17 protein-coding genes are annotated in these 19,240 nt (G+C 70.3%); 2 read left to right on the plus strand and 15 right to left on the minus strand.

Annotated features, from left to right (window positions below):
• Positions 1-4: 4 nt before the first annotated feature.
• Complete coding sequence (locus tag LPC04_RS18105; RefSeq protein ID WP_275683665.1) at positions 5-1,117, plus strand: ABC transporter ATP-binding protein; 1,113 nt, start codon at positions 5-7, stop codon at positions 1,115-1,117.
• Between the two features lie 46 nt (positions 1,118-1,163).
• On the opposite strand, the gene LPC04_RS18110 is transcribed toward LPC04_RS18105, so the two are convergent.
• The 7 genes from LPC04_RS18110 to LPC04_RS18140 form a co-directional block, all read right to left on the minus strand.
• Positions 1,164-4,898: a hydantoinase B/oxoprolinase family protein gene (locus LPC04_RS18110; protein ID WP_275683666.1), complete on the minus strand. Its 3,735-nt coding sequence runs from the start codon at positions 4,896-4,898 to the stop codon at positions 1,164-1,166.
• Positions 4,895-5,662: a putative hydro-lyase gene (locus LPC04_RS18115; protein ID WP_275683667.1), complete on the minus strand. Its 768-nt coding sequence runs from the start codon at positions 5,660-5,662 to the stop codon at positions 4,895-4,897. Before LPC04_RS18115 ends, LPC04_RS18110 begins: the two co-directional genes overlap by 4 nt.
• A gap of 56 nt (positions 5,663-5,718) precedes the next feature.
• Positions 5,719-6,657: a LysR family transcriptional regulator gene (locus LPC04_RS18120; protein WP_275683668.1), complete on the minus strand. Its 939-nt coding sequence runs from the start codon at positions 6,655-6,657 to the stop codon at positions 5,719-5,721.
• Between the two features lie 15 nt (positions 6,658-6,672).
• The gene (locus LPC04_RS18125; protein ID WP_275683669.1) at positions 6,673-7,038 is read right to left on the minus strand and encodes a hypothetical protein; all 366 of its coding nucleotides are present in this window, start codon (positions 7,036-7,038) and stop codon (positions 6,673-6,675) included.
• A gap of 84 nt (positions 7,039-7,122) precedes the next feature.
• Positions 7,123-7,779: a pyroglutamyl-peptidase I gene (gene pcp, locus LPC04_RS18130; protein ID WP_275683670.1), complete on the minus strand. Its 657-nt coding sequence runs from the start codon at positions 7,777-7,779 to the stop codon at positions 7,123-7,125.
• Complete coding sequence (locus LPC04_RS18135) at positions 7,776-8,735, minus strand: DUF979 domain-containing protein (RefSeq protein ID WP_275683671.1); 960 nt, start codon at positions 8,733-8,735, stop codon at positions 7,776-7,778. The genes pcp and LPC04_RS18135 overlap by 4 nt, the downstream gene beginning before the upstream one ends.
• A complete protein-coding gene (locus LPC04_RS18140) occupies positions 8,732-9,469 on the minus strand; it encodes a DUF969 domain-containing protein (protein ID WP_275683672.1) in 738 nt (245 codons plus the stop codon). The genes LPC04_RS18135 and LPC04_RS18140 overlap by 4 nt, the downstream gene beginning before the upstream one ends.
• A gap of 213 nt (positions 9,470-9,682) precedes the next feature.
• Between LPC04_RS18140 and LPC04_RS18145 the strand changes: the two genes are divergently transcribed.
• A complete protein-coding gene (locus LPC04_RS18145) occupies positions 9,683-9,862 on the plus strand; it encodes a hypothetical protein (RefSeq protein ID WP_275683673.1) in 180 nt (59 codons plus the stop codon).
• A gap of 665 nt (positions 9,863-10,527) precedes the next feature.
• Here the strand turns inward: LPC04_RS18145 and LPC04_RS18150 are convergent.
• The 8 genes from LPC04_RS18150 to LPC04_RS18185 are packed head-to-tail and all read right to left on the minus strand — an operon-like array spanning position 10,528 to position 19,240.
• Positions 10,528-11,622, minus strand: coding sequence for an AgmX/PglI C-terminal domain-containing protein (locus LPC04_RS18150; RefSeq protein ID WP_275683674.1), 1,095 nt, complete (start codon positions 11,620-11,622; stop codon positions 10,528-10,530).
• Between the two features lie 7 nt (positions 11,623-11,629).
• Positions 11,630-12,112: an ExbD/TolR family protein gene (locus tag LPC04_RS18155; protein ID WP_275683675.1), complete on the minus strand. Its 483-nt coding sequence runs from the start codon at positions 12,110-12,112 to the stop codon at positions 11,630-11,632.
• A 12-nt stretch (positions 12,113-12,124) separates the two neighbouring features.
• On the minus strand, positions 12,125-12,622 hold the full coding sequence (locus LPC04_RS18160; protein ID WP_275683676.1) for an ExbD/TolR family protein: 498 nt from the start codon (positions 12,620-12,622) through the stop codon (positions 12,125-12,127).
• A 42-nt stretch (positions 12,623-12,664) separates the two neighbouring features.
• On the minus strand, positions 12,665-13,315 hold the full coding sequence (locus tag LPC04_RS18165; protein WP_275683677.1) for a MotA/TolQ/ExbB proton channel family protein: 651 nt from the start codon (positions 13,313-13,315) through the stop codon (positions 12,665-12,667).
• 50 nt (positions 13,316-13,365) lie between these two features.
• The gene (locus tag LPC04_RS18170) at positions 13,366-13,683 is read right to left on the minus strand and encodes a hypothetical protein (protein WP_275683678.1); all 318 of its coding nucleotides are present in this window, start codon (positions 13,681-13,683) and stop codon (positions 13,366-13,368) included.
• The gene (locus tag LPC04_RS18175; RefSeq protein ID WP_275683679.1) at positions 13,680-14,423 is read right to left on the minus strand and encodes a tetratricopeptide repeat protein; all 744 of its coding nucleotides are present in this window, start codon (positions 14,421-14,423) and stop codon (positions 13,680-13,682) included. Before LPC04_RS18175 ends, LPC04_RS18170 begins: the two co-directional genes overlap by 4 nt.
• Complete coding sequence (locus LPC04_RS18180; RefSeq protein WP_275683680.1) at positions 14,410-17,331, minus strand: tetratricopeptide repeat protein; 2,922 nt, start codon at positions 17,329-17,331, stop codon at positions 14,410-14,412. The genes LPC04_RS18175 and LPC04_RS18180 overlap by 14 nt, the downstream gene beginning before the upstream one ends.
• Positions 17,315-19,240, minus strand: coding sequence for a tetratricopeptide repeat protein (locus tag LPC04_RS18185; protein WP_275683681.1), 1,926 nt, complete (start codon positions 19,238-19,240; stop codon positions 17,315-17,317). The genes LPC04_RS18180 and LPC04_RS18185 overlap by 17 nt, the downstream gene beginning before the upstream one ends.

Genomic DNA, 19,240 nt, shown 5'->3' on the forward strand with positions numbered 1-19,240 from the left:
TCTCATGGCCCAGGTCCGACTCACCAACGTCTCCAAGAGCTACGGCAGCTCGCAGGTGCTGCACGGCATCGACCTGCACATTGCCGACGGCGAGCTGGTGGTGCTCGTCGGCCCCAGCGGCTGCGGCAAGTCGACGCTGCTGCGCATGATCTGCGGCCTCGAGCCCATCACCGCCGGCGAGCTGCGGATCGACGACCAGGTCGTCAACGATCTGCCGCCCGCCCGGCGCGGCATCGCGATGGTGTTCCAGAGCTACGCGCTGTACCCGCACATGACCGTGCGCGGCAACATGGCCTTCGGCCTGCAGATCGCCGGCGCCTCGCGCGCGGAGCGCGACGCGCGCATCCTCGCCGCGGCCAAGGCGCTGCACATCGACCACCTGCTCGATCGCCGGCCGCGCGAGCTCTCGGGCGGCCAGCGCCAGCGCGTGGCCATCGGCCGCGCGATCGTGCGCGAGCCGCGGCTGTTCCTGTTCGACGAGCCGCTGTCCAACCTCGACGCGGCACTGCGCGTGAAGACCCGCATCGAGCTCGCGCGCCTGCACCGCGAGCTCGCCGCGACGATGATCTACGTGACGCACGACCAGGTCGAGGCGATGACGCTGGGTGACCGCATCGTCGTCATGCACGAGGGCCGCATCCAGCAGGCCGGCTCGCCGCTGGAGCTCTACGAACACCCGGCCAACCGCTTCGTCGCGTCCTTCATCGGCTCGCCGACGATCAACCTGGTGCCCGCGACGACGCAGGCCTGCTCCGCCGCCGGCGCGCGCGTGGAGGTGCATGCGGGCTGCGTGGCCGACGTGCCCGTGGACGCCGCATCGCTCGCGCCCGGCCAGCGCGTCGAGATCGGCATCCGGCCGGAGCACCTGCGCGTGGCCGATGGCAATGCGCCCTCTGCGGACATCCGCTTCGGCGGCGAGATCACGCTGATCGAGCAGCTCGGCGAATCGCACCTGCTGTATGTGCGCTGCGCCGATGGCCTCGAGCTGGTTGCGCGTGCGTCGGGGCATACGCGGCTGCGGCTCGGCGACCGGATCGGGCTGGTGGCGGACCCGGCGGTGTTGCATGCGTTCGATGCGGAGGGACGGGCTTGCAAGCGGCGGACTGCGACGACGTGAATGCCTGCGCGCCGCGCGGTTGCCGGAGGGCCAGGGCCCTCTGGCTTCAGTCAGCTCGCCCGAACCCGCCGCCCCCCGGCGTCTCGACCACGAACACATCTCCCGGCTGCATCTGCGCCGAGCCGATATGGTCGAGCGCCTCGACCCGGCCGTCCGCGCGCACGACCGAGTTGCGGCCAACCTCGCCGGCCGATCCGCCGCCCATGCCGAACGCCCCATGGTGCCGGCCGTTGCTCAGGATGGACGCCGTCATCGCTTCGAGGAAGCGCACCTTGCGCGTGCCGCCGTCGCCGCCGCGCCACTTGCCCGCGCCGCCGGAGCCGGGGCGGATCTCGTAGCTGTCGACGCGCACCGGGAAGCGGAACTCGAGCACTTCGGGGTCGGTCAGGCGCGAGTTGGTCATGTGCGTCTGCACGACGCTGGTGCCCGCGAAGCCACCCGTGATGGCGCCGGTCTCGTCGATCAGCGCGCCCGCGCCCGAGCCGCCCGAGATCGTCTCGTAGTACTGGTGACGCTCGTTGCCGAAGGTGAAGTTGTTCATCGTGCACTGGCCGGCCGCCATCACGCCGAGGGCGCCATACAGCGCGTTGGTGATGCAGGTCGAGGTCTCGACGTTGCCGGCCACCACCGACGCCGGCGGATGCGGATTGAGCATGGAGCCGGGCGGGATGATCACGTCCAGCGGCTTCAGGCAGCCGGCGTTGAGCGGGATGTCGTCGTCGACCAGCGTGCGGAACACGTACAGCACCGCGGCCATGCACACGGCGGTGGGTGCGTTGAAGTTGTTGACCAGCTGCGGCGACGTGCCGGTAAAGTCGATCGTCGCGCGGCGATTCGGCGCATCGACGCGGATCGCGACGGCGATCTGCGCGCCGTTGTCCAGCGGCAGCGTGAACGCGCCGTCCTTCAGGCGCGTGATGACGCGGCGCACCGATTCCTCGGCGTTGTCCTGCACGTGGCCCATGTAGGCCAGCACGACATCGAGGCCGTACTGCGCGACCATCTTGCGCAGCTCCTGCACGCCCTTCTCGTTGGCCGCGATCTGCGCCTTCAGGTCGGCGATGTTCTGCGCGGGGTTGCGCGACGGGTACTCGCCGCTCTCGAGCAGCGCGATCATCTCGGCCTCGCGCAGGTGCCCGCGCTCGACGAGCTTGACGTTGTCGATCTGCACGCCCTCCTCGTCGATGCGCGTCGAGAACGGCGGCATCGAGCCGGGCGTGACGCCGCCGACGTCGGCGTGGTGGCCGCGCGAGGCGACGTAGAACAGGATGCGCTGGCCATGGTCCGCGGGGCGAGCGCTCGGCCGCTCCGGAGCAAGCCCCGCGCCCCGTTGGGGGGCTCCCGACGGTACTCCGGCGGGTGGGGGCTCACTGAACACCGGCGTGACGACCGTGATGTCGGGCAGGTGCGTGCCGCCGTGGTACGGGTCGTTGAGCACGTAGACGTCGCCCGGCTGCATGCTGCCAGCGTTGCGCGCCATCACCGTCTTGATCGACTCGCTCATCGAGCCGAGGTGCACCGGCATGTGTGGCGCGTTGGCGATCAGGTTGCCGCCGGTGTCGAACAGCGCGCACGAGAAGTCCAGGCGCTCCTTGATGTTGACCGAGTAGGCGGTGTTCTGCAGCTGCAGGCCCATCTGCTCGGCGATGTTCATGAAGGCGTTGTTGAACACCTCCAGCATCACCGGGTCGACGCTGGTGCCGATCGCCACCTTCTTCGCGCGCGGCGCGGTCCGTTGCAGCACGAGATGGTCGAGCTCGGTCACGCGTGCCCGCCAGCCGGGCTCGACGACGGTCGTCGCGTTCTTCTCCGCGATGATGGCCGGGCCGTCGACGAGATGCCCCGGGCGCAGAGTCTCGCGCACGACCAGCGCCGCGTCGTGCCATTGGCCCTCGGTGTACATGCGCACCGTCTCGGTGACGGGCGCCTGCGTCGGCTCGATGGCGGCGACGCGCGGCTCGGCCGGCGCGTCGCCGGCGGCGATGGCCTCGACCGAGACCGCCTCGACGATCAGCCCGCGACCCTCCATCAGGAAGGCATACCGCCGACGGTATGCCGCCTCGAAGCCCGCCGAGAGCGTCGCGACGCTGCCGTCGCCGAAGTCGACCACCAGCGCCGAGTCGGTGCCGGCGTAGCGCACGTGCGCGCGCCGCATCACGCGGAGTTCGCCCGAGCCCGCGCCCTGGCGGCGGATCTCGCTGCTGGCCTCGTCAGCCAACGCCTCGAGCCGCGCGCGGATCGCGGGCAACGCCGCGTCGGCCAGCGGCTGTTCGACCGCCGCCTCGCGCATCACGCCCTGGTCGGCCAGGCCCATGCCGTAGGCCGACAGCACGCCCGCGAGCGGATGCACGAACACGGTCGACATGCCGAGCGCGTCGGCCACCAGGCACGCATGCTGGCCGCCCGCGCCGCCGAAGCACTGCAGCGTGTAGCGCGTGACGTCGTAGCCGCGCGCCACCGAGATCTTCTTGATCGCGTTGGCCATGCTGGCGACGGCGATGTCGAGGAAGCCCTCGGCGAGCTCCTCCGGCGTGCGATCGTGGCCCGTGCGCGCGGCGACCTCGTCGGCCAGCGCGTTGAACTTGTCGACGACGACGTAGCGGCACAGCGACTCGTCGGCCGCCTTGCCGAACACCTTGGGGAACCACTCCGGCTGGATCTTGCCGAGCAGCACGTTCGCGTCGGTGACGGCCAGCGGGCCGCCGCGCCGGTAGCTCGCCGGGCCCGGGTTCGCGCCCGCGCTGTGCGGCCCCGCGCGCAGGCGCGCGCCGTCGAACGCGAGGATCGAGCCGCCGCCCGCGGCGACGGTGTGGATGCTCATCATCGGCGCGCGCATGCGCACGCCGGCCACCTGCGTCTCGAACGCGCGCTCGAACTCGCCGGCGAAGTGCGAGACGTCGGTCGACGTGCCGCCCATGTCGAAGCCGATCACGTGGCCGAACTCGGCCAGCTGCGCGGTGCGCACCATGCCGACGATGCCGCCGGCCGGCCCCGACAGGATGGCGTCCTTGCCCTGGAACGCGTGCGCGTCGGCCAGGCCGCCCGAGGACTGCATGAAGAACAGCTTGACGCCGGGCATCTCGCCGGCCACCTGCTCGACGTAGCGGCGCAGGATCGGCGACAGGTAGGCGTCGACGACGGTCGTGTCGCCACGGCTGACCAGCTTCATCAGCGGACTGGTCTCGTGCGAGGCGCTGACCTGGGTGAAGCCGACCTCGCGCGCGATGCGCGCGGCGGTGGCCTCGTGCTGCGTGAAGCGGTAGCCGTGCATGAACACGATCGCCACGCTGCGCAGGCCGGCGTCGAACGCGCGCTGCAGCTCGGCACGCAGCGCGCCGTCGTCCAGCGCGCGCAGCACCTCGCCCTGCGCGCTCACGCGCTCGTCGGCCTCGATGACCTGCGAGTACAGCAGCTCGGGCAGCTGGATGTGGCGATCGAACAGGCGCGGCCGGTCCTGGTAGGCGATGCGCAGCGCGTCGCGGAAGCCGCGCGTCGTCACCAGCAGCGTCTTCTCGCCCTTGCGCTCCAGCAGCGCGTTGGTGGCCACGGTCGTGCCCATCTTCACGCACTCGACGAGCTCGGGCGTGACCGGCTCGCCGGCTTGCAGGCCCAGCAGGTGGCGGATGCCGGCGACGGCCGCGTCGCGGTACTGCTCGGGGTTCTCCGACAGCAGCTTGTGCGTGACGAGGCTGCCGTCCGGCCGCTTGGCGACGATGTCGGTGAAGGTGCCTCCGCGGTCGATCCAGAACTGCCAGCGTGCTTGCGTCGTCATCGTCGTCATCCCTTCAAATCGGTCACGAACATCTTGCCAGGAGCGTGGGTGATGCACAGCGGCACGGCGCTGCGTTGCGCGACCCACTGGGCCGTCACGCCGCAGCCCCAGAACACGGGCACCTCGTCGGCCAGGATCTCGACGGCGTCGCCGTAGTCGGGGCGAGCCAGGTCGGCGATGCCCAGCGCCTGCGGGTTGCCGACATGCACCGGCACGCCGTGCGCATTCGGAAAGCGCGCGCAGATCTCGACGACCCGTGCGACGTCGCGGCTGCGGATCGGCCGCATGCTCACCACCATCTCGCCGGCGAAGCGGCCGGCCGGCGTGCAGGCGACGTCGGTGCGATACATCGCGACGTTGCGGCCTAGCTGCAGGTGGCGCAACGCGATCCCGGCGTCCTGCAGCGCGGATTCGAACGAGAAGCTGCAGCCGATCAGGAAGGCGACGAGGTCGGTGCGCCACAGCGCCGCGACGTCGGTGCGCTCCTCCGCCAGCTGGCCGTCGCGGTAGACGCGGTAGCCGGGCAGGTCGGTCGCGATGTCGGAGCCCGGCGCGGCGAGCGCCTCGCGCGCGCCGGCGGCGAGCACCTCGACCAGCGGGCAGGCCTGCGGGTTGCGCTGGCAGAACAGCAGGAAGTCGAAGGCGTCCGCCTGCGGCAGGATCGCCAGATTGGCCTGGATACGGCCAGGGGCATGCCCTGCGGTGGAACGATCGAAGGCACCGGTGCGGCAGGCTTGGCGCAGCGTGGCGGGATCGTCGTGGTGGATTGGCATGGACCCATTCTGGAAAGCCCGGCCGCGCCGCGCAAGCGCAAATTATTTCTCTGAACTCATCGAATCTTCTTCTGATTCGAGCGGCCGCGGGCGCGTGTCCTGGCGGGATCCACGCCGAAGCCGTCGATGAACTTCAGCGCGTCCTGGATGACGGCGGTGAGGGCGGACGATCCCGGATCGTAGCGGTAGCTCGCCTGCACCGGCAGCGCCGCCAGGGCCGTCTCGCAGGGCAGTACCGCGATCTCGTGGCGCTGCACCAGCGTCTGCGCGGCGATGGCGGGCAGCGTGGCGATCCCGAAGCCGCTCTCGATCAGCTGCACCATCGCCGGGATCGACGAGACCGTGTGCAGCCGCGGCGGCTCCAGGCCCGCGCTGCGAAGCTGCTCCAGCAGCGCGAGGTGCGGCTGCGAGCCGCGCTGGAAGGTCATCATCTCGTGCGAGACGATCTCCGCCAGCGTCCAGGGCGCACGGCGCTTCAGGGCCTTCGCGCCGACGAACACCATCTCCATCGTCGGCAGCGGGCGCGTGCGTATGTCGGGCGCCGACACCGACTGCGCCGCGAAGACGAGGTCCAGCGACCCGCGCTTGACGGCCTCGGCCAGCACCGGCGTGATCTCGACGGTGAGCTCCAGCTGCAGGTTGGCGTGCACGCTGCGCAGGTGCTGCAGCATCGGGATCAGCCAGGTGTGCAGCGCCGACTCGATCGCCCCGACGCGCAGCAGGTGCATGCCGGCGTCCTCGGTGCCGAGCTCGTCGCGCATCTGCCGATGCAGCGTCATCAGGCGCTCGGCGTAGCTCAGGAAGCGCAGGCCGGCGTTGGTCAGCGCGAACTGCTGGCGGTCGCGGCGGTCGATCAGCAGCACGCCCAGTTCTTCCTCCAGCGCGGAGACGCGGCTGGAGATCGCCGACTGCGTCATGAACAGCTTCTCGGCCGCCCGCGTCATGCTCTTGAGCGTGGCGACCCAGTAGAACGCTTCGACGAATCGCTGGTTCATGGGCGTCCGTTCGCGTCAGCCCTGCGCGAGCTGCTTCATCCGGGCCTTCAGCGCCTTGCGGCCGTCGGCGTTGGAGGCGCGCCAGGCCTGCAGCGCGAGCGCGAGGAACTGCTGCTCGCCGGGCGCGAGCCCGGCCGCCTCGCGCGCGGCGTCGAGCCAGCCGGCGGGCTTGCCGCAATGCTGCTCGATCTGGCGCGCGAGCTTGTCGCCGATCGGGCGCGAGGACTTGATCTGGCTCCACATGCTGGGCGAGATCTCGACGTGGGCCGCGAAGGCCTGCTCGAGGCCCTTGGGCGCGGTGCCGGTCGCGACGGCGCTTTCGGCGTAGGCCTGGAACAGCGCCAGCACGTTGCGGCGGCGGAAGACGGTGGGATCGGACACGTTGCGGGAGTCTGCCTGCGGAAAGCTCGGCCCCGATTGTCGCCGCCGCGCGCGCAATCGTAAAGACTATTTACTGTTCGGCACTCAATGCTCGCGGCCTGCCGTCTCGCGCACGTCCGTGCGTGTCAGCAGGGCCGAGCGCAAGGCGTGGCGGATGCCCTCGATCTGCGCCGACAGCGGCATGGACGGCGTGCCCGGCTTCGTCGCGACCTGGTCGGGCGTGTAGGGCACATGCACGAAGCCGCCGCGCGCGTGCGCCAGCGCGGGCGTGGTCGCCAGGCGGTGCATCAGCGCGTAGAAGACGTGGTTGCAGACGAAGGTGCCGGCGGTGTTGGACACCGCCGCCGCGCCGCCGGCCGCGCGCACGTCTCGCGCCATCGCCTTGATCGGCAGCGTCGAGAAATATGCCGCCGGGCCGCCGGCCACGATCGGGGCGTCGACCGGCTGGCGCCCCAGGTTGTCCGGGATGCGGGCGTCGTCGACGTTGATCGCGACGCGTTCGAGGGAGATCTCGGCGCGGCTGCCGGCCTGGCCCAGGCAGACGACGAGCTCGGGCGTGTGCGCAGCCAGCGCATCGTCGAGCGTGCGCACCGCGTCGCCGAACGCGCACGGCAGCCGCACCGCGCGCACCGTCCGGCCCTCGCACGTCCAGCCGTCGAGCGCGTGCGCGATCTCCCACGACGGGTTGGAGGACTCGCCGCCGAAGGGCTCGAAGCCGGTGAGCAGGATCGTCGTAGTCACGGTTTGGGCAGCAGGAAGTAGAGCAGGAAGATATTGAAGACCAGGACGGCCGTCGCCGTCGGCCATTGTGCGCGGATCACGCCGTTCTTGTCCGGCAGCTCCAGCAAGGCCGCGGGCACGATGTTGAAGTTCGCGGCCATCGGCGTCATCAGCGTGCCGCAGTAGCCGGAGAACATGCCGATCGCCGCCATCGCGGCCGGGTTGACGTGGAATGCGCCGACGAGCACCGGCACGCCGACGCCACCGGTCATCACCGGAAAGGCCGCGAAGCCGTTGCCCATGATGATGGTGAACAGCGCCATGCCGAGGCAGTAGACCGCGACGGCGACGAAGCGGATGTCCATCGCGATGTAGTGCGTCGTCAACCACGCGACGGCCTTGCCGACGCCGGCGTCCGAGAACACCAGGCCCAGCGTCGCCAGCAGCTGGGGGAGCACGACGGCCCAGCTGATCGCGTCGACGAGGCGGCGCGCCTCGCGCACGCCCTGCGCGGGCGTCTCGCGCGTGAGGGCGCACGCGAGCGCGAGCGCCACCAGGCTGGACATGCCGATCGCCGCCAGCGTCGGGTTGCCGGCGTCCAGCAGCGGGATGCCCGCGACCACGCCCTTGGTCGACGCCAGCGAGGCCGCGACAGCGACCGCGGGAATCGCCAGCGCCGGCAGGAACAGCCTGTTGGCGAGGCGGCGTGCGCGCTCGGCGTATTGCGCGACGGTCGGCGCGACATGAGATCCTGCGGCGACGCGGTGCAGCCCCGCGATGACGGCCATGGCGATGACGCCGCCGCCGACCCAGGCCGGCGGCAGCAGGTCGCCCACGAGGAACACGAGCGCGTAGAAGCCCCAGAAGAATGCGCTCGAGAATCGGCGCGGGTTCGTCCGGTCGACGGCCGTCATGGCGGCCACGCAGGCGATCAGGGCGCCGGCGAGGACGTAGAGATGGGCGAGCGAGAAGATCATGCCGCGCCTCCTTCCTTGGCCAGCACGGGCGCCTCGGGGGCGGGCGCGTCGCGCATCTCGCGCGCCAGCGCCGCGTCCAGGCGCCAGAGCCGGATCGCGTGGACGACGAAGGCCACCCCCGCCGTCGGCAAGCCCCAGAACGCGACCTTCAGCGGCTCGACCGCGATGCCGGCCTCCTTCAGGAACGTCGTGATCAGGACGACGGCGCCGAACGCGACGAAGATGTCCTCGCCGAAGAACAGCCCGACGTTGTCGGTGGCCGCGGCCAGCGCGCGCAGCCGGTAGCGGATGCGATCGGGCAGCTTGCCATGCCGGGCCTCGGCGGCGCCCTCGGTCATCGGCGCGATCAGCGGGCGCACCATCACCGCATGGCCGCCCAGGCCGGTCAGGCCGAGCGCGGCCGCGAGTTCGCGCACGGCGAGATAGACGATCAGCAGCTGGCCGGCCGTCGCGTTGCGGAATTTCTGGATCCAGCCCTGCGCGTGCTGGCGCAGGCCGTGGCGCTCGAGCAGGCCGATGGTGGCCAGCGGCAGCAGGATCGCCAACGTCAGGTTGCGAGTCTTCAGGAAGCCGGTGCCGATCGCCGTCAACGTCGCGACGACGCCGAAGCCCGCGGCGAACGCCGTGACGATGGCCGCGCCGATGACGACGATCATCGGGTTGAAGCGCAGCACGAAGCCCGCGATGATCACGGCCACGCCGATGAGCGGCCAGAGGGAGACGTCAGGTGCCATGGCGATTTCCTGGGTGAGAGGCCGGCCGTTCGAGCGCCCGCCGGCGCCGGCGGCCAGGGGGTGGATGGATTCTGGAAACGCAGCCAATGTCGCGCAAGCAAGAATTATTTCTTTCAGCGCATCGATTTTCCTTGTGGCCCGTGGATCCCGCGCAACGGTTCGTCGCCGACGCTTGCGCAAACAGTAAAGACTATTTACACTACGTCCCGTCGCTTGAAGAAGCGGCAATTGATTGCAACGGAATCGCCCACCGAGACCCTCATCGTGAACAACCGCCACGCCCATCGCAACGTCCAGGCCCTCGTCGGCGGCCGTGCGTTCGTGCGCGGTACGGCGATGTCCGGGCATGGCGGCTCCGAGGATCGCCCCGATCCGGGAGGCAGCCGCGTCTGATCGACGCGCTGCCGCACTCTGAATTCCAGAGGCCCGGATTCCGCAAAGGATCCGGGCCTTCTTGTTTGTCCTTCCACTTCGGGTGTGCCTTCGCACTCCGTCGCCGCTCGACTTCCGGGTGTATGCGGCGCGGGATGTGCGCCGCAGGACGCCTGCCTCGTGCAGCGAGACGCCGCATCCGACGGGATGGCTCGCGCGAGGGCACAGCCGAAGTGGAAGCCCTCAACGTCGCAACGCGGGTTCAGATCCCGCACACGACGCCGGCAACCCGAAGTCGCGCGTGCGCTCACGCCGCGCGATCCAAACCGGCCGCAACGATTGGGCGGCTCCGGAACCCGTCACCGGAATCCATTCGACATCTGCGAGCGGGTGGGAGTGGCCGTTAGCTCGGCGGGTCCAGTCCCCGGGCTGCGAGCCCGTCGACCTTGATTCAATCCCGACCGGCCACCCCCGAGTCGTTTGTACGTGAAGCGCCCGCGAAAGGCGGGCACGAAATGCAAGCATTGCATCAACGCGTCTTGCATATCCGGGGCACGGTCCGGGCGTGGATCTCGATGGACGTGCTCGGCGGGCCACGCTCTTCCTGCACGCAAGGGCGCCTGTGAAAACGCCAGCCGCCGCGACATGTCGCGAGGGCCGGCGCTTCGCGCCGAGGCGCGTCAGGATCAGGACGGCAGGAAGTCGATCGGATAGGTCGTGATCATCGTGTCGACATCCTCGGCCGCGAACTGCAGCGAGCGGAAGCGCGCGAGCAGCTTCTGTTCGAGCTCGGGGTTCTTCAGCTCGCTCGACACGAAGTGGCACGCCGTGACGCTGCCGTTCGGCGCGATCGTCAACTCGATGACGACCTTGCCCTGCAGCGACGCGTCCTCGCGCAGCGCGCGGTTGTAGATCGCGTACAGCGCGCCCTTGCTGCGTTCGAGCGTGAGGCGCACCTCTTCCAGCGAGCGCGAGGCCTTGCCGCTGCCGCCCTTGGTGACCGAGCCGCCGGACTTGCCGTAGCCCGCACCCGTGCCGTGGCCGCCCGTGCCCGAGATCTGGCCCCCCAGCCCCGGCCCGCCGCCGCCGCCGCCACCGGCCACGCCCGCGACCAGCGTCGTCGAGCGTCCGGCGAGACCGCCGCCGCCCGAGTCGCGGCTGAAGCCCGCGGTGTTGATGCCGCCGCTGCCTCCGGTGGCGTTGGACGTGATCATGTTGCGATCGGGCAGGCCCTGCTCCTTGCCGGCGCCCACACCGACGCCGACACCCGTGCCGACGCCCGCGCCCTTGTTGATGTTCTGGTTCAACTGCACGGCCAGCGGCGCGCCGTGCAGCTCGGGCGGCTGGTCCTTCAACGCGGCGAGCAGGCCGACGCCGGCCGCCTTGTTGCGCGCGGCCTCGCGGTCCTCGCCCGGCGGCTTGCCCGGGATCGGCTGGCGCGCCTCGACCACCGGCCGCTCGCGCGGCACCGGCTTGGTCGGCAGCGGCGCGGGCTCGCGCTTGTCGGCGGCGTCGGGCTTGGGCGGCTCGATCTTCTCCGCGGCCTTGGGCGGCGGCGGAGGCGGTGGCGGGGCCGGCTTGTCCAGCAGCAGCTGGGCGACGACCGGCGGCAGCGGCGCGGACGGCTCGCGCTCCGGCTCGCGCAGCGTGATGAAGCGCAGCGCGATGCCGAACACGATCACGAAGCCCATCAGCGCGAGGAACAGCTTGCGGAAGCGTTCCTCGTCGTCGTGCGCGAGCGCCCACGGCAGGGTCGACGTGCGGAATGAGATGGCGGTCATGCGAACGTCATCCCTTCTGGTTGACCGCGAACGACACGTTGGTGAAGTTCGCGATGGCCGCGGTGTACATCACCTTGCGCAGCAGTTGGTAGGGGATGTCCTTGTCGCCCATGATCGTCACCGAGTGCGCCTGGGCGGCGTCCTCGGCCAGCGCGACGGGTCGCGCCGAGACCAGGTCCAGCTCGGACTTCAGGCCCGGGATCAGGTCGTCCTTGGCATTGACGAGCGGCGGCACGTCGGCGACCTTGCGGCCCTCGACGGTGATCTCGGTGGCGTTGATCACCACCACCAGCGTCTGCTTCGGATCCTTCTTCGCGCTCGACTCCGGCAGGTGCACCGAGGCCGCGGGCAGCGTCTCGACGCCCGAGTTCGACAGCAGGAAGAAGATCAGGATGGTGAAGACGTCGATCAGCGACACGAGGTTCATGTCGAGCGAGTTGCCATGGCGGGCGTTGCGCGCGGCGCGCTTCTGGATCGGGGTGAGCTTCATCGCATGCCCCTCTCAGTGCCGCACCGGCGCGTCGCCGATGGAGATCGCCGGGAACAGGTCGACGTCCACGACCTCGGTGCCGCCGTTGGCCGTCTTGGCCGTGCGCATCGCGTCCATCACGTGGATCATCGTGTCGTACGGGATGTTGGGCTCGGGCAGGACCGACGCCGACGTGACGGCCGGGAACTTCTGCTTGACCTGCAGCATCACGGTGTTGAGCGACGTCGTGTCGGTGGCGCCGTCGGCGGTGTTGGGGATGCGCGAGATGAGTCCGCCGATCTTGTCGCCGACCTCGATGGCGTCATGGCGCACCACGACCTCCAGCTTGAGGTCGTTCTCCTTGAGGCCTTCGTAGTTCGCGGACTTCGCCGGCAGCGTCAGGTCGACCACCGCGATGCGCGAGAACACGGCCGTCGACAGCAGGAACGGCACCAGCACGACGATCAGGTTGATGAAGGCGCTGACCTCCAGCGCCTCCGAGCCCTTCTTCAGGCGACGTCTAGCAGCCATGGCGGCACCCCCGGTGTTGCGGATGGGTGGATCGGCTCATGTTCAGGCGGCCTTGTGTTCCGGAGCCAGGCGCTGGACGAGGTTCAGGAAGCTGATCTTGGCGGCCTCGAGGCCGTCGACGATGTCGGCGGTGCGGGCCTGCAGGAACGAGTGGATCAGCAGGAACGGGATCGCGACCATCAGCGCGAAGGCGGTGTTGTTCATCGCGATCGAGATCGACGCCGACAGCAGCGCCGCCTTCTCCGCCGGGTTGACCTGCGACACCGCGGTGAACGCGTGGATCAGGCCCGTGATGGTGCCCAGCAGGCCGACCAGCGTGATGACGTTGGCGAACACGGCGATGTAGTGCGTGCGCTTCTCCAGGCGGGGCACGATCTCCATCATGCCTTCCTCCATCGCGGCGTCGATGTCGTCGCGGCGGCGCGAGGACTGCAGGCGCGACAGGCCGTTGTGCACGATCTTGCCGATGGCCGAATCCGACGACGCGGTCAGGCCCAGCACTTCCTTCCACTGGCCGCCCTGCAGCAGCGGCAGCACCTTCGACCAGTCCTTGCGGTTGGCCACGCGGGCCTTCTGCAGGAACACGAAGCGTTCGATGGCGATCGCCAGGCCCGTGGCCATGATGGCCAGGCTCGGGAAGATGAACAGACCACAGTCCTGGAAGAACTTGATGATCGACTCAAAGGAATTCATGGAAATCTCCGGGGAACAGATTCGGGAACGTGAAACGAATGGATGCGAATTCAGTGCGCGACGGGCGCGGGGCTTGCCGGCGCCGCGACCGCGGCGGCGTGCTCCTGTTCGAGCTTGTCGTAGCGCACCTGGCGCCGGAAGACGTCGCGATCGACGGGCGCCAGCGCCTCGTCGACGACGCTCACCGGCGGCCGGCCGGCCAGGTCGCCCGGCAACGGCTTCTTCCAGGGAACGATGTAGAGCACCTTCGGCAATTCTCGGTTGCCGATGATCTTCGTGGGATCGATTTCGGCGCGATCCTGGCCAAAGGCAGGGGCGACAAGGCAACCGATCGTAAGCAGCGCCGCCAGGCGATGCGATGGGGTCATGACTTCTCCTTGGGCGCGTTCGCCGGAGCGGGCGCCGAAGCGGCCGGTGCGGCCGGCTTGGCCTGCCGATTCTTGACGTCGGCCACCCACTTGGCGACGACGGGGTCGCCCGCCGGCGTCAGCGCGAGATAGCGCGTGTAGAGCTCCAGCGCGTGCGCGCCGTCGCCGAGATACAGGTCGTCGAGCACGCCGAGGTTGAGCACCGCGGTGGCGTAGTTCGGGTCGAGCGCGATGGCGTGCTCGTAGGCGTCGCGCGCCTTCGTGAACTCGCCGCTGGCGCGGTACGCGAGGCCCAGCTGGTTCCAGGCGACGGCCAGGCCCGGCGCGAGCTCGGTGGCCTTCTCGAGTTCCTTGACGGCCTCGGGCAGGTGCCCCGCTTGTCGTGCGATCACGCCGAGATTGGCGTGCGGCCCGGCGAGCTCGGTGTTGGATTGCGTCAACGCGCGGAACATGCGCTCGGCGTCCGCGGCATGGCCGGCGCGCATCAGCGCCAGCGCGTCGTCGTAGGCGCGCTGCGTGGCCGGCGCGATCGGGCCGGTGGACGCGGGCTTCGGCCCTTCGGCAACGCTGGCCGCGGCCGACGGCGCGGATGCCGCGGGGCTCGCGGCAGGCGCGGACGCGCTCGCCGCAGCCGGGGCCGACGAACCCGGCATGCGGAACCCGATCGAGCCGCAACCGGCGAGCAGCGCGCCGACGGCGACGATTGCCAGCGCAAGCGGGAGACGTTCAGCGGATCGCATCGACGGTCGCCTCGCTGTGTTCGGTCTTGTTGTAGCGCGCCGGCTGCAGCGTCTTCAGCGCGTCGAAGCTCTTCTTGACCCACTCGTCGTAGATGCCCTGCGTCGTGCGGCTCGCGTTGATGCCGTGCAGCGCGATCGCCTTCTCGACATACGGATCGGCCTGTTCCTCCAGCAGCTCGTTGTACTGCTCGAGCTCCAGCTTGGACAGCTTCTTGGGCCGCTGCGACGTGGTCAGCGACTTGGCGAAGTCCTGGTACAGCGCCGCGACGCGGTACGTGGCGGCCGTGGTGACCTCGGCGACGCCGTAGTCGCTGGCCACCGCGTACGCCTTCAGGGCGTCCTGCATCTTCGCCTTCTTGAGGTTGAGGTTCTTGGCCAGCGGCTCGACCAGTGCCACCTTCTGGTAGGCCTCGAGCACCGGCTGCGCCGCATCGAGCGCGGCCATCGCGCCCAGCGTGCGGGTGCGGTTGGTGCGCGCCGCGCCGCCGTTCTGGTCGGCCACGAAGATCGCGTGCATCTGCGCGCTCTCGACGGCGGCGTTGCCGTCGATGTGCGCCAGCTGCGCGAGACGCCAGTGCGCCTCGACCGCCGGCTCCAGCGGACTCGGGTACTGCTTCAGGTAGCGGTCGTAGTCCTTGGCGGCGAGCGCGCGGTTGGCCGCGGCGTCGGCGGGGCGAGGCTTGCCGGCCTTGACGCTGTCCGGATCGCTCGCGGCCGCGCGTTCGTACAAGGTCGCGGCCTGCCACAGCGCCGCGCGCGCACGGGTCGCGCCCTCCGGCGTCGTGGTCGGCGCCAGCGCGATGCGCTCGTACTGCGCGGCGGCAGGCGCCCATTGCTGCTGCTCGCCGTAGGCCAGCGCCAGGCGGGCCGTCACTTCGGGTTGCAGCGGGCTCTTCGGATAGTGCTGGCGGAATCCTTCCAGCGTCTTCGTGGCGCCGGCCCAGTCCTTCAGGGCGATGAGGGACGCGGCGGCGTCGTATTCGGCGTTCTCGCGGATGGCCGATCCCGGCGCCGCGACGGCGACGCGCGCGAAGCTCTCGGCCGCCGCCTTGTTGTCGCCCGCGGTGCGCGCCTGCTCGCCCTGCTTGTAGATCGAGGCCGCGAGACGCTCGGTCAACTCGCCGCGCGCCGGATCGTTGGCCGGCGCGAGCGCCAGCACCTCGCCGTACGCCTTCTCGGCGCGGTCGAACTGGCCGGCCTCGAACGACGTGTGCGCGACCAGCGTCCATGCCACGCGCCGCTGCGCCGGCGTGGCCGGCGGCTGCAGCGCGAGCACCTGCTCGGCGACGCTTGCGGCGCGTTCGTTGTCATGCAGCTTGAACAGCGTGTCGGCGGCGTTGGTCAACACCGCCGGCGTGCGCGAGTCGGCCGGGAACGCGGCGGCGAAACGCAGCTCGCTGTCGACGCCCGCGCGCTGCATCGGCGCCAGCGCGTCGCCGCTCACGCCCTTCTGTTCGGCCGCGTGCGCGAGCAGCGCCGAGTAGCCGGCGTCGGCGCTGTGCGGATGCGTCGGATATTCATAGGCCGTCTTCTCGTATTCGACGGCCGAGGCCGCGAACTGGCCGCTCTCGTAGAGCACCTCGGCCAGCAGGAAGTTGTTCTCCGGCGCTTCGGGGTCGCTGCCGAACTCGGCCAGCCACGCGCGGTACCACTTCGCCGCCTCGACGTAGTCGGCCTGCGCCTTGGTCTTCTGCGCCTGCGAGTGATAGCGCTGCGCGAGTTCGGCCAACGCGGTCTTGACCAACGGCTGCGCGTGCTCCCAGCCCTCGGGATTGGCCTTGCGGAACTCGCCGTCCAGGCCGTATTGCGCGACGTAGTCCTTCTTGGCGGCCAGCGCCAGCTGGTCGAAGCCGGCGTCCTGGTCGATCGCGATCACCTGCGCCTGCATGGCCGGCGCCTGCGCGTCGAGCGGGTTCAGGCGCGCGAAGCCGGCGTAGGTATCGGCGGCGTCCTTCGGGCGCTCCTGCTTCAGGTACAGCTGGCCCAGCTGCTGGTAGACGCGGAACTCGTACGAGCGGCGGTCGTTGCTCGTGATGTAGGCGGGGATGGACTCCGCGCCCTTGAGGTTGGCCAGCGAGATGCCGATCACGCGCAGCGTGTCGTCGACCAGCTCCTTGTCGGCGCGCGTGAGCGCCTCGGACTTGTCGAGGTCGTCGTCCTTGATGCCGACGATCTTGCCATCGAGCGCGCCGAAGAACGAGCCGAGCGCCTCCTCGAGGTTGCCTTGCTTGAACCGGGACCAGCCCTGCATGTACAGCGCACGCTCGTGGAACGTGCCGAGCTTGTCGCCACCAAGCACCAGCGTGTACGCCTGCTCGGCCTTCGGATACTGCCGCAGCGTGAACAGCAGCTCGCCGCGGCGGAACTGGGCTTCGTCGCGGTAGCGCGTCTGCGGATACTTCGCGACCAGCAGGTCGAGCGTCGCCAGCGCCTCCTCGAGGTGGCCGCCCTGCTCCTGCGCGCGCGCGAGCTGGTAGATGACGCGGTCGTTGGTCGGGTCGTTCGGATACGTCTTGAGGTAGTCGCGGTATTGCGCGATGGCCGCCGTGTAGTCGGGCGTGCCGGACGGCGTCGGGTTGGCGGCGTTGGCGTTGTCGGCGCTGGCCATGGCCAGGTCGCCCAGGCGGCGCTGCGCCTCGGCGCGCTTGTCGGCCTCGGGTGTCACCGCGAGGAAGTTGCGGTAGGCCGCGATGGCCTTGTCCTCGTCGGCCGGGATGCCCGGATCCGGCTCGATGACGATCTCGCGCTTGGACAGCGACTGGATCGTCGGCGCGTTGTCGGGCGTGGCGCCGGGCTTGCTGCCGTGCCAGCCGAACATCGAGCAGGCACCGAGCGACTGCACGAGCAGCAGCACGGCCAGCGTGCGCGGGCGCGGAGCCAGGAGAAGACGCTCACGGCTTGTCCGCATGGTCGCCCTCCTTGGTCTCGGTCGCCCGGTCATACAACTGCGCGACCGCGAAGCGGGCCTGTGCGGTGTAGGCGGCCAGGCGCTCCTTCTGCGCCTTCAGTCCGGTGATGGCGATCTCCTGCAGCGCGGCCTGCTGCTCCGTCGACAGCGCCGTCACGCGCGGCGCGAGGATGTTCAGGCGCGCGTCGAGTTCGGCGATGCGGCGCGCGAAGGCCTCGAAGCGCGCGGGTTCGTCACGCTCGGCCTTGGCGAGCTGCTCGTCGTGCGCGCGGGCGTCGACCAGCGCGTCCTCGGTCTGCTGCTGGCCCTTCCTGGCCGTCCAGACGCGGGACGGATAGTCGTGCGCGAGCTGCCACGCGAGCGCGCCGGCGACGCGGCGCAGGCGGTCGTGCGCCTCGGCGAGCGCGGGATCGGCGTCGGGCGGCAGCTTGGCGAGCGTGTCGGTGACGCGTTGCAGGCGCTCCTGCAGCGCGCGCTCGTCGGCGTTGGCGAAGGCGACGCCGTCCTGCGCGTCCTGCGCCTGCTTCAGCGCCGCGGCGTTGGCGTCGCTGCGCTGCTGCAGCTGCGCGATGGTGTTGCCGCTCGCCTGCTGCTGCGCGCGGATTCGCGGCAGGCGGTCGGCGAAGGCCTGGCGGCGCGTGGCGAGCATGTCGCCGAAGACGCCGAGGTTGTCGTGCCAGTCGGCCAGGTTGTGCGTGAGGAACTGCAGGTCGCGGTAGTTCTTGAACGCTTCCTGGAACTCGTTGCCGGCGACGACGGGCGTCAGCAGGCGCGCGTGCGGCATCAGCGGCAGGTCGCGGAAGGTCTGGAACCAGCCCATGTCCTCGCCGGGATTGCGCGCCATCAGGCCCTCGACGAGCTTGCCCTCGCGGATGGCCGCGATGGTGGCGTCGATGTCGGCGTCCGCCGTCTGGAAGTTGACGATGGCGGTCTCGTAGCGCTTGAGCGCCTGCGCGTCGGCGTGCAGTTCGGCGTAGGCGTAGGGCACGGCCAGCTGCGCCTCGAGCACGGCGGGGTCGCTTTGATCGCGACCGGCCAGCTCGAGCCACGGCACCAGCGCTGCCTTGGGCTGGCTCAGCGCGTCCTCGGACCAGCCGAAGCCCAGCAGCGCGGGGTTGGACTCGATCCCCTCGAGGCGCACGCGCTGCAGGTACTTGCGCGCGTCCGCGGCCTGCCCGTCCTTCAGCGCGGCGAAGCCGAGCGCCACGTTGGCCTTGTCGCGCAGCGCGCGGCCTTCCTCGTCGGGCATCGGCTGCTGGCCGAGCGTGTCGAGGATCTTCGTGCCCTGCGCGACCTCGCCGCCGCGGATCAGCGCGACGCCCAGGTTGTAGCGCGCGAACAGGTCGTCGCCCTTGGGCCCGGCGATCGGAGTCAGGATCTTGCTGGCGCCGGCGTTGTCGCCGAGCGCCATCATCACGTTGGCCTGCAGCAGCCGGCGGTCGTCCTCCAGCGGCGCGGGCAGGCGATGCTCGATGCGTCCCAGCGCCTGCGACGCCTCGGGCATCAGCCCGCGCTGGTAGCGGATCTTGGCGAGGAAGTACCACGCGCGATCGCGCACCGACGGCGGCGCGCCGCGCGCCAGCAGCGCCTCGAACACCTCGGCTGCCTGCTTGTGCAGCCCGTACGACAGCAGCAGCCCGCCGCGCAGGATCTCGGCCTCGTCGGCGTGATGCTGCATGCGCTCGAAGTGCTGCGAGACCTCCAGCTTGGTGATCGCGGCGAAGTAGCGGCCCTGGTAGAACTCGAACAGCACGTCGCCGTAATGCGGATCCATCACCGGATGCCTGGGCGGATCGGCCGGCACCTTGTCGGGATCGTCGGCGGCGCGCGCGCCCGCCGTCGCCAGAACGCCGGCGACGAGAGCGGCGACCAGGCTCGGCCGCGGAAGAAAGCGCGAACGCAGGCGCAT

This window comes from Scleromatobacter humisilvae (genome assembly GCF_023231945.1).
Classification (GTDB): Bacteria; Pseudomonadota; Gammaproteobacteria; order Burkholderiales; family Burkholderiaceae_C; genus Scleromatobacter; species Scleromatobacter humisilvae.

Excerpts from the sequence above, each read along its gene's own strand:
- LPC04_RS18170 (WP_275683678.1), bottom strand. The coding sequence starts at position 13,683 with ATGACCCCATCGCATCGCCTGGCGGCGCTGCTTACGATCGGTTGCCTT.
- LPC04_RS18105 (WP_275683665.1), top strand. The coding sequence starts at position 5 with ATGGCCCAGGTCCGACTCACCAACGTCTCCAAGAGCTACGGCAGCTCG.
- LPC04_RS18180 (WP_275683680.1), bottom strand. The coding sequence starts at position 17,331 with ATGCGGACAAGCCGTGAGCGTCTTCTCCTGGCTCCGCGCCCGCGCACG.
- LPC04_RS18175 (WP_275683679.1), bottom strand. The coding sequence starts at position 14,423 with ATGCGATCCGCTGAACGTCTCCCGCTTGCGCTGGCAATCGTCGCCGTC.
- LPC04_RS18120 (WP_275683668.1), bottom strand. The coding sequence starts at position 6,657 with ATGAACCAGCGATTCGTCGAAGCGTTCTACTGGGTCGCCACGCTCAAG.
- LPC04_RS18140 (WP_275683672.1), bottom strand. The coding sequence starts at position 9,469 with ATGGCACCTGACGTCTCCCTCTGGCCGCTCATCGGCGTGGCCGTGATC.
- LPC04_RS18155 (WP_275683675.1), bottom strand. The coding sequence starts at position 12,112 with ATGAAGCTCACCCCGATCCAGAAGCGCGCCGCGCGCAACGCCCGCCAT.
- LPC04_RS18135 (WP_275683671.1), bottom strand. The coding sequence starts at position 8,735 with ATGATCTTCTCGCTCGCCCATCTCTACGTCCTCGCCGGCGCCCTGATC.
- LPC04_RS18185 (WP_275683681.1), bottom strand. The coding sequence starts at position 19,240 with ATGCGCCTGCGTTCGCGCTTTCTTCCGCGGCCGAGCCTGGTCGCCGCT.
- LPC04_RS18115 (WP_275683667.1), bottom strand. The coding sequence starts at position 5,662 with ATGCCAATCCACCACGACGATCCCGCCACGCTGCGCCAAGCCTGCCGC.
- LPC04_RS18150 (WP_275683674.1), bottom strand. The coding sequence starts at position 11,622 with ATGACCGCCATCTCATTCCGCACGTCGACCCTGCCGTGGGCGCTCGCG.
- LPC04_RS18165 (WP_275683677.1), bottom strand. The coding sequence starts at position 13,315 with ATGAATTCCTTTGAGTCGATCATCAAGTTCTTCCAGGACTGTGGTCTG.
- LPC04_RS18160 (WP_275683676.1), bottom strand. The coding sequence starts at position 12,622 with ATGGCTGCTAGACGTCGCCTGAAGAAGGGCTCGGAGGCGCTGGAGGTC.
- LPC04_RS18110 (WP_275683666.1), bottom strand. The coding sequence starts at position 4,898 with ATGACGACGATGACGACGCAAGCACGCTGGCAGTTCTGGATCGACCGC.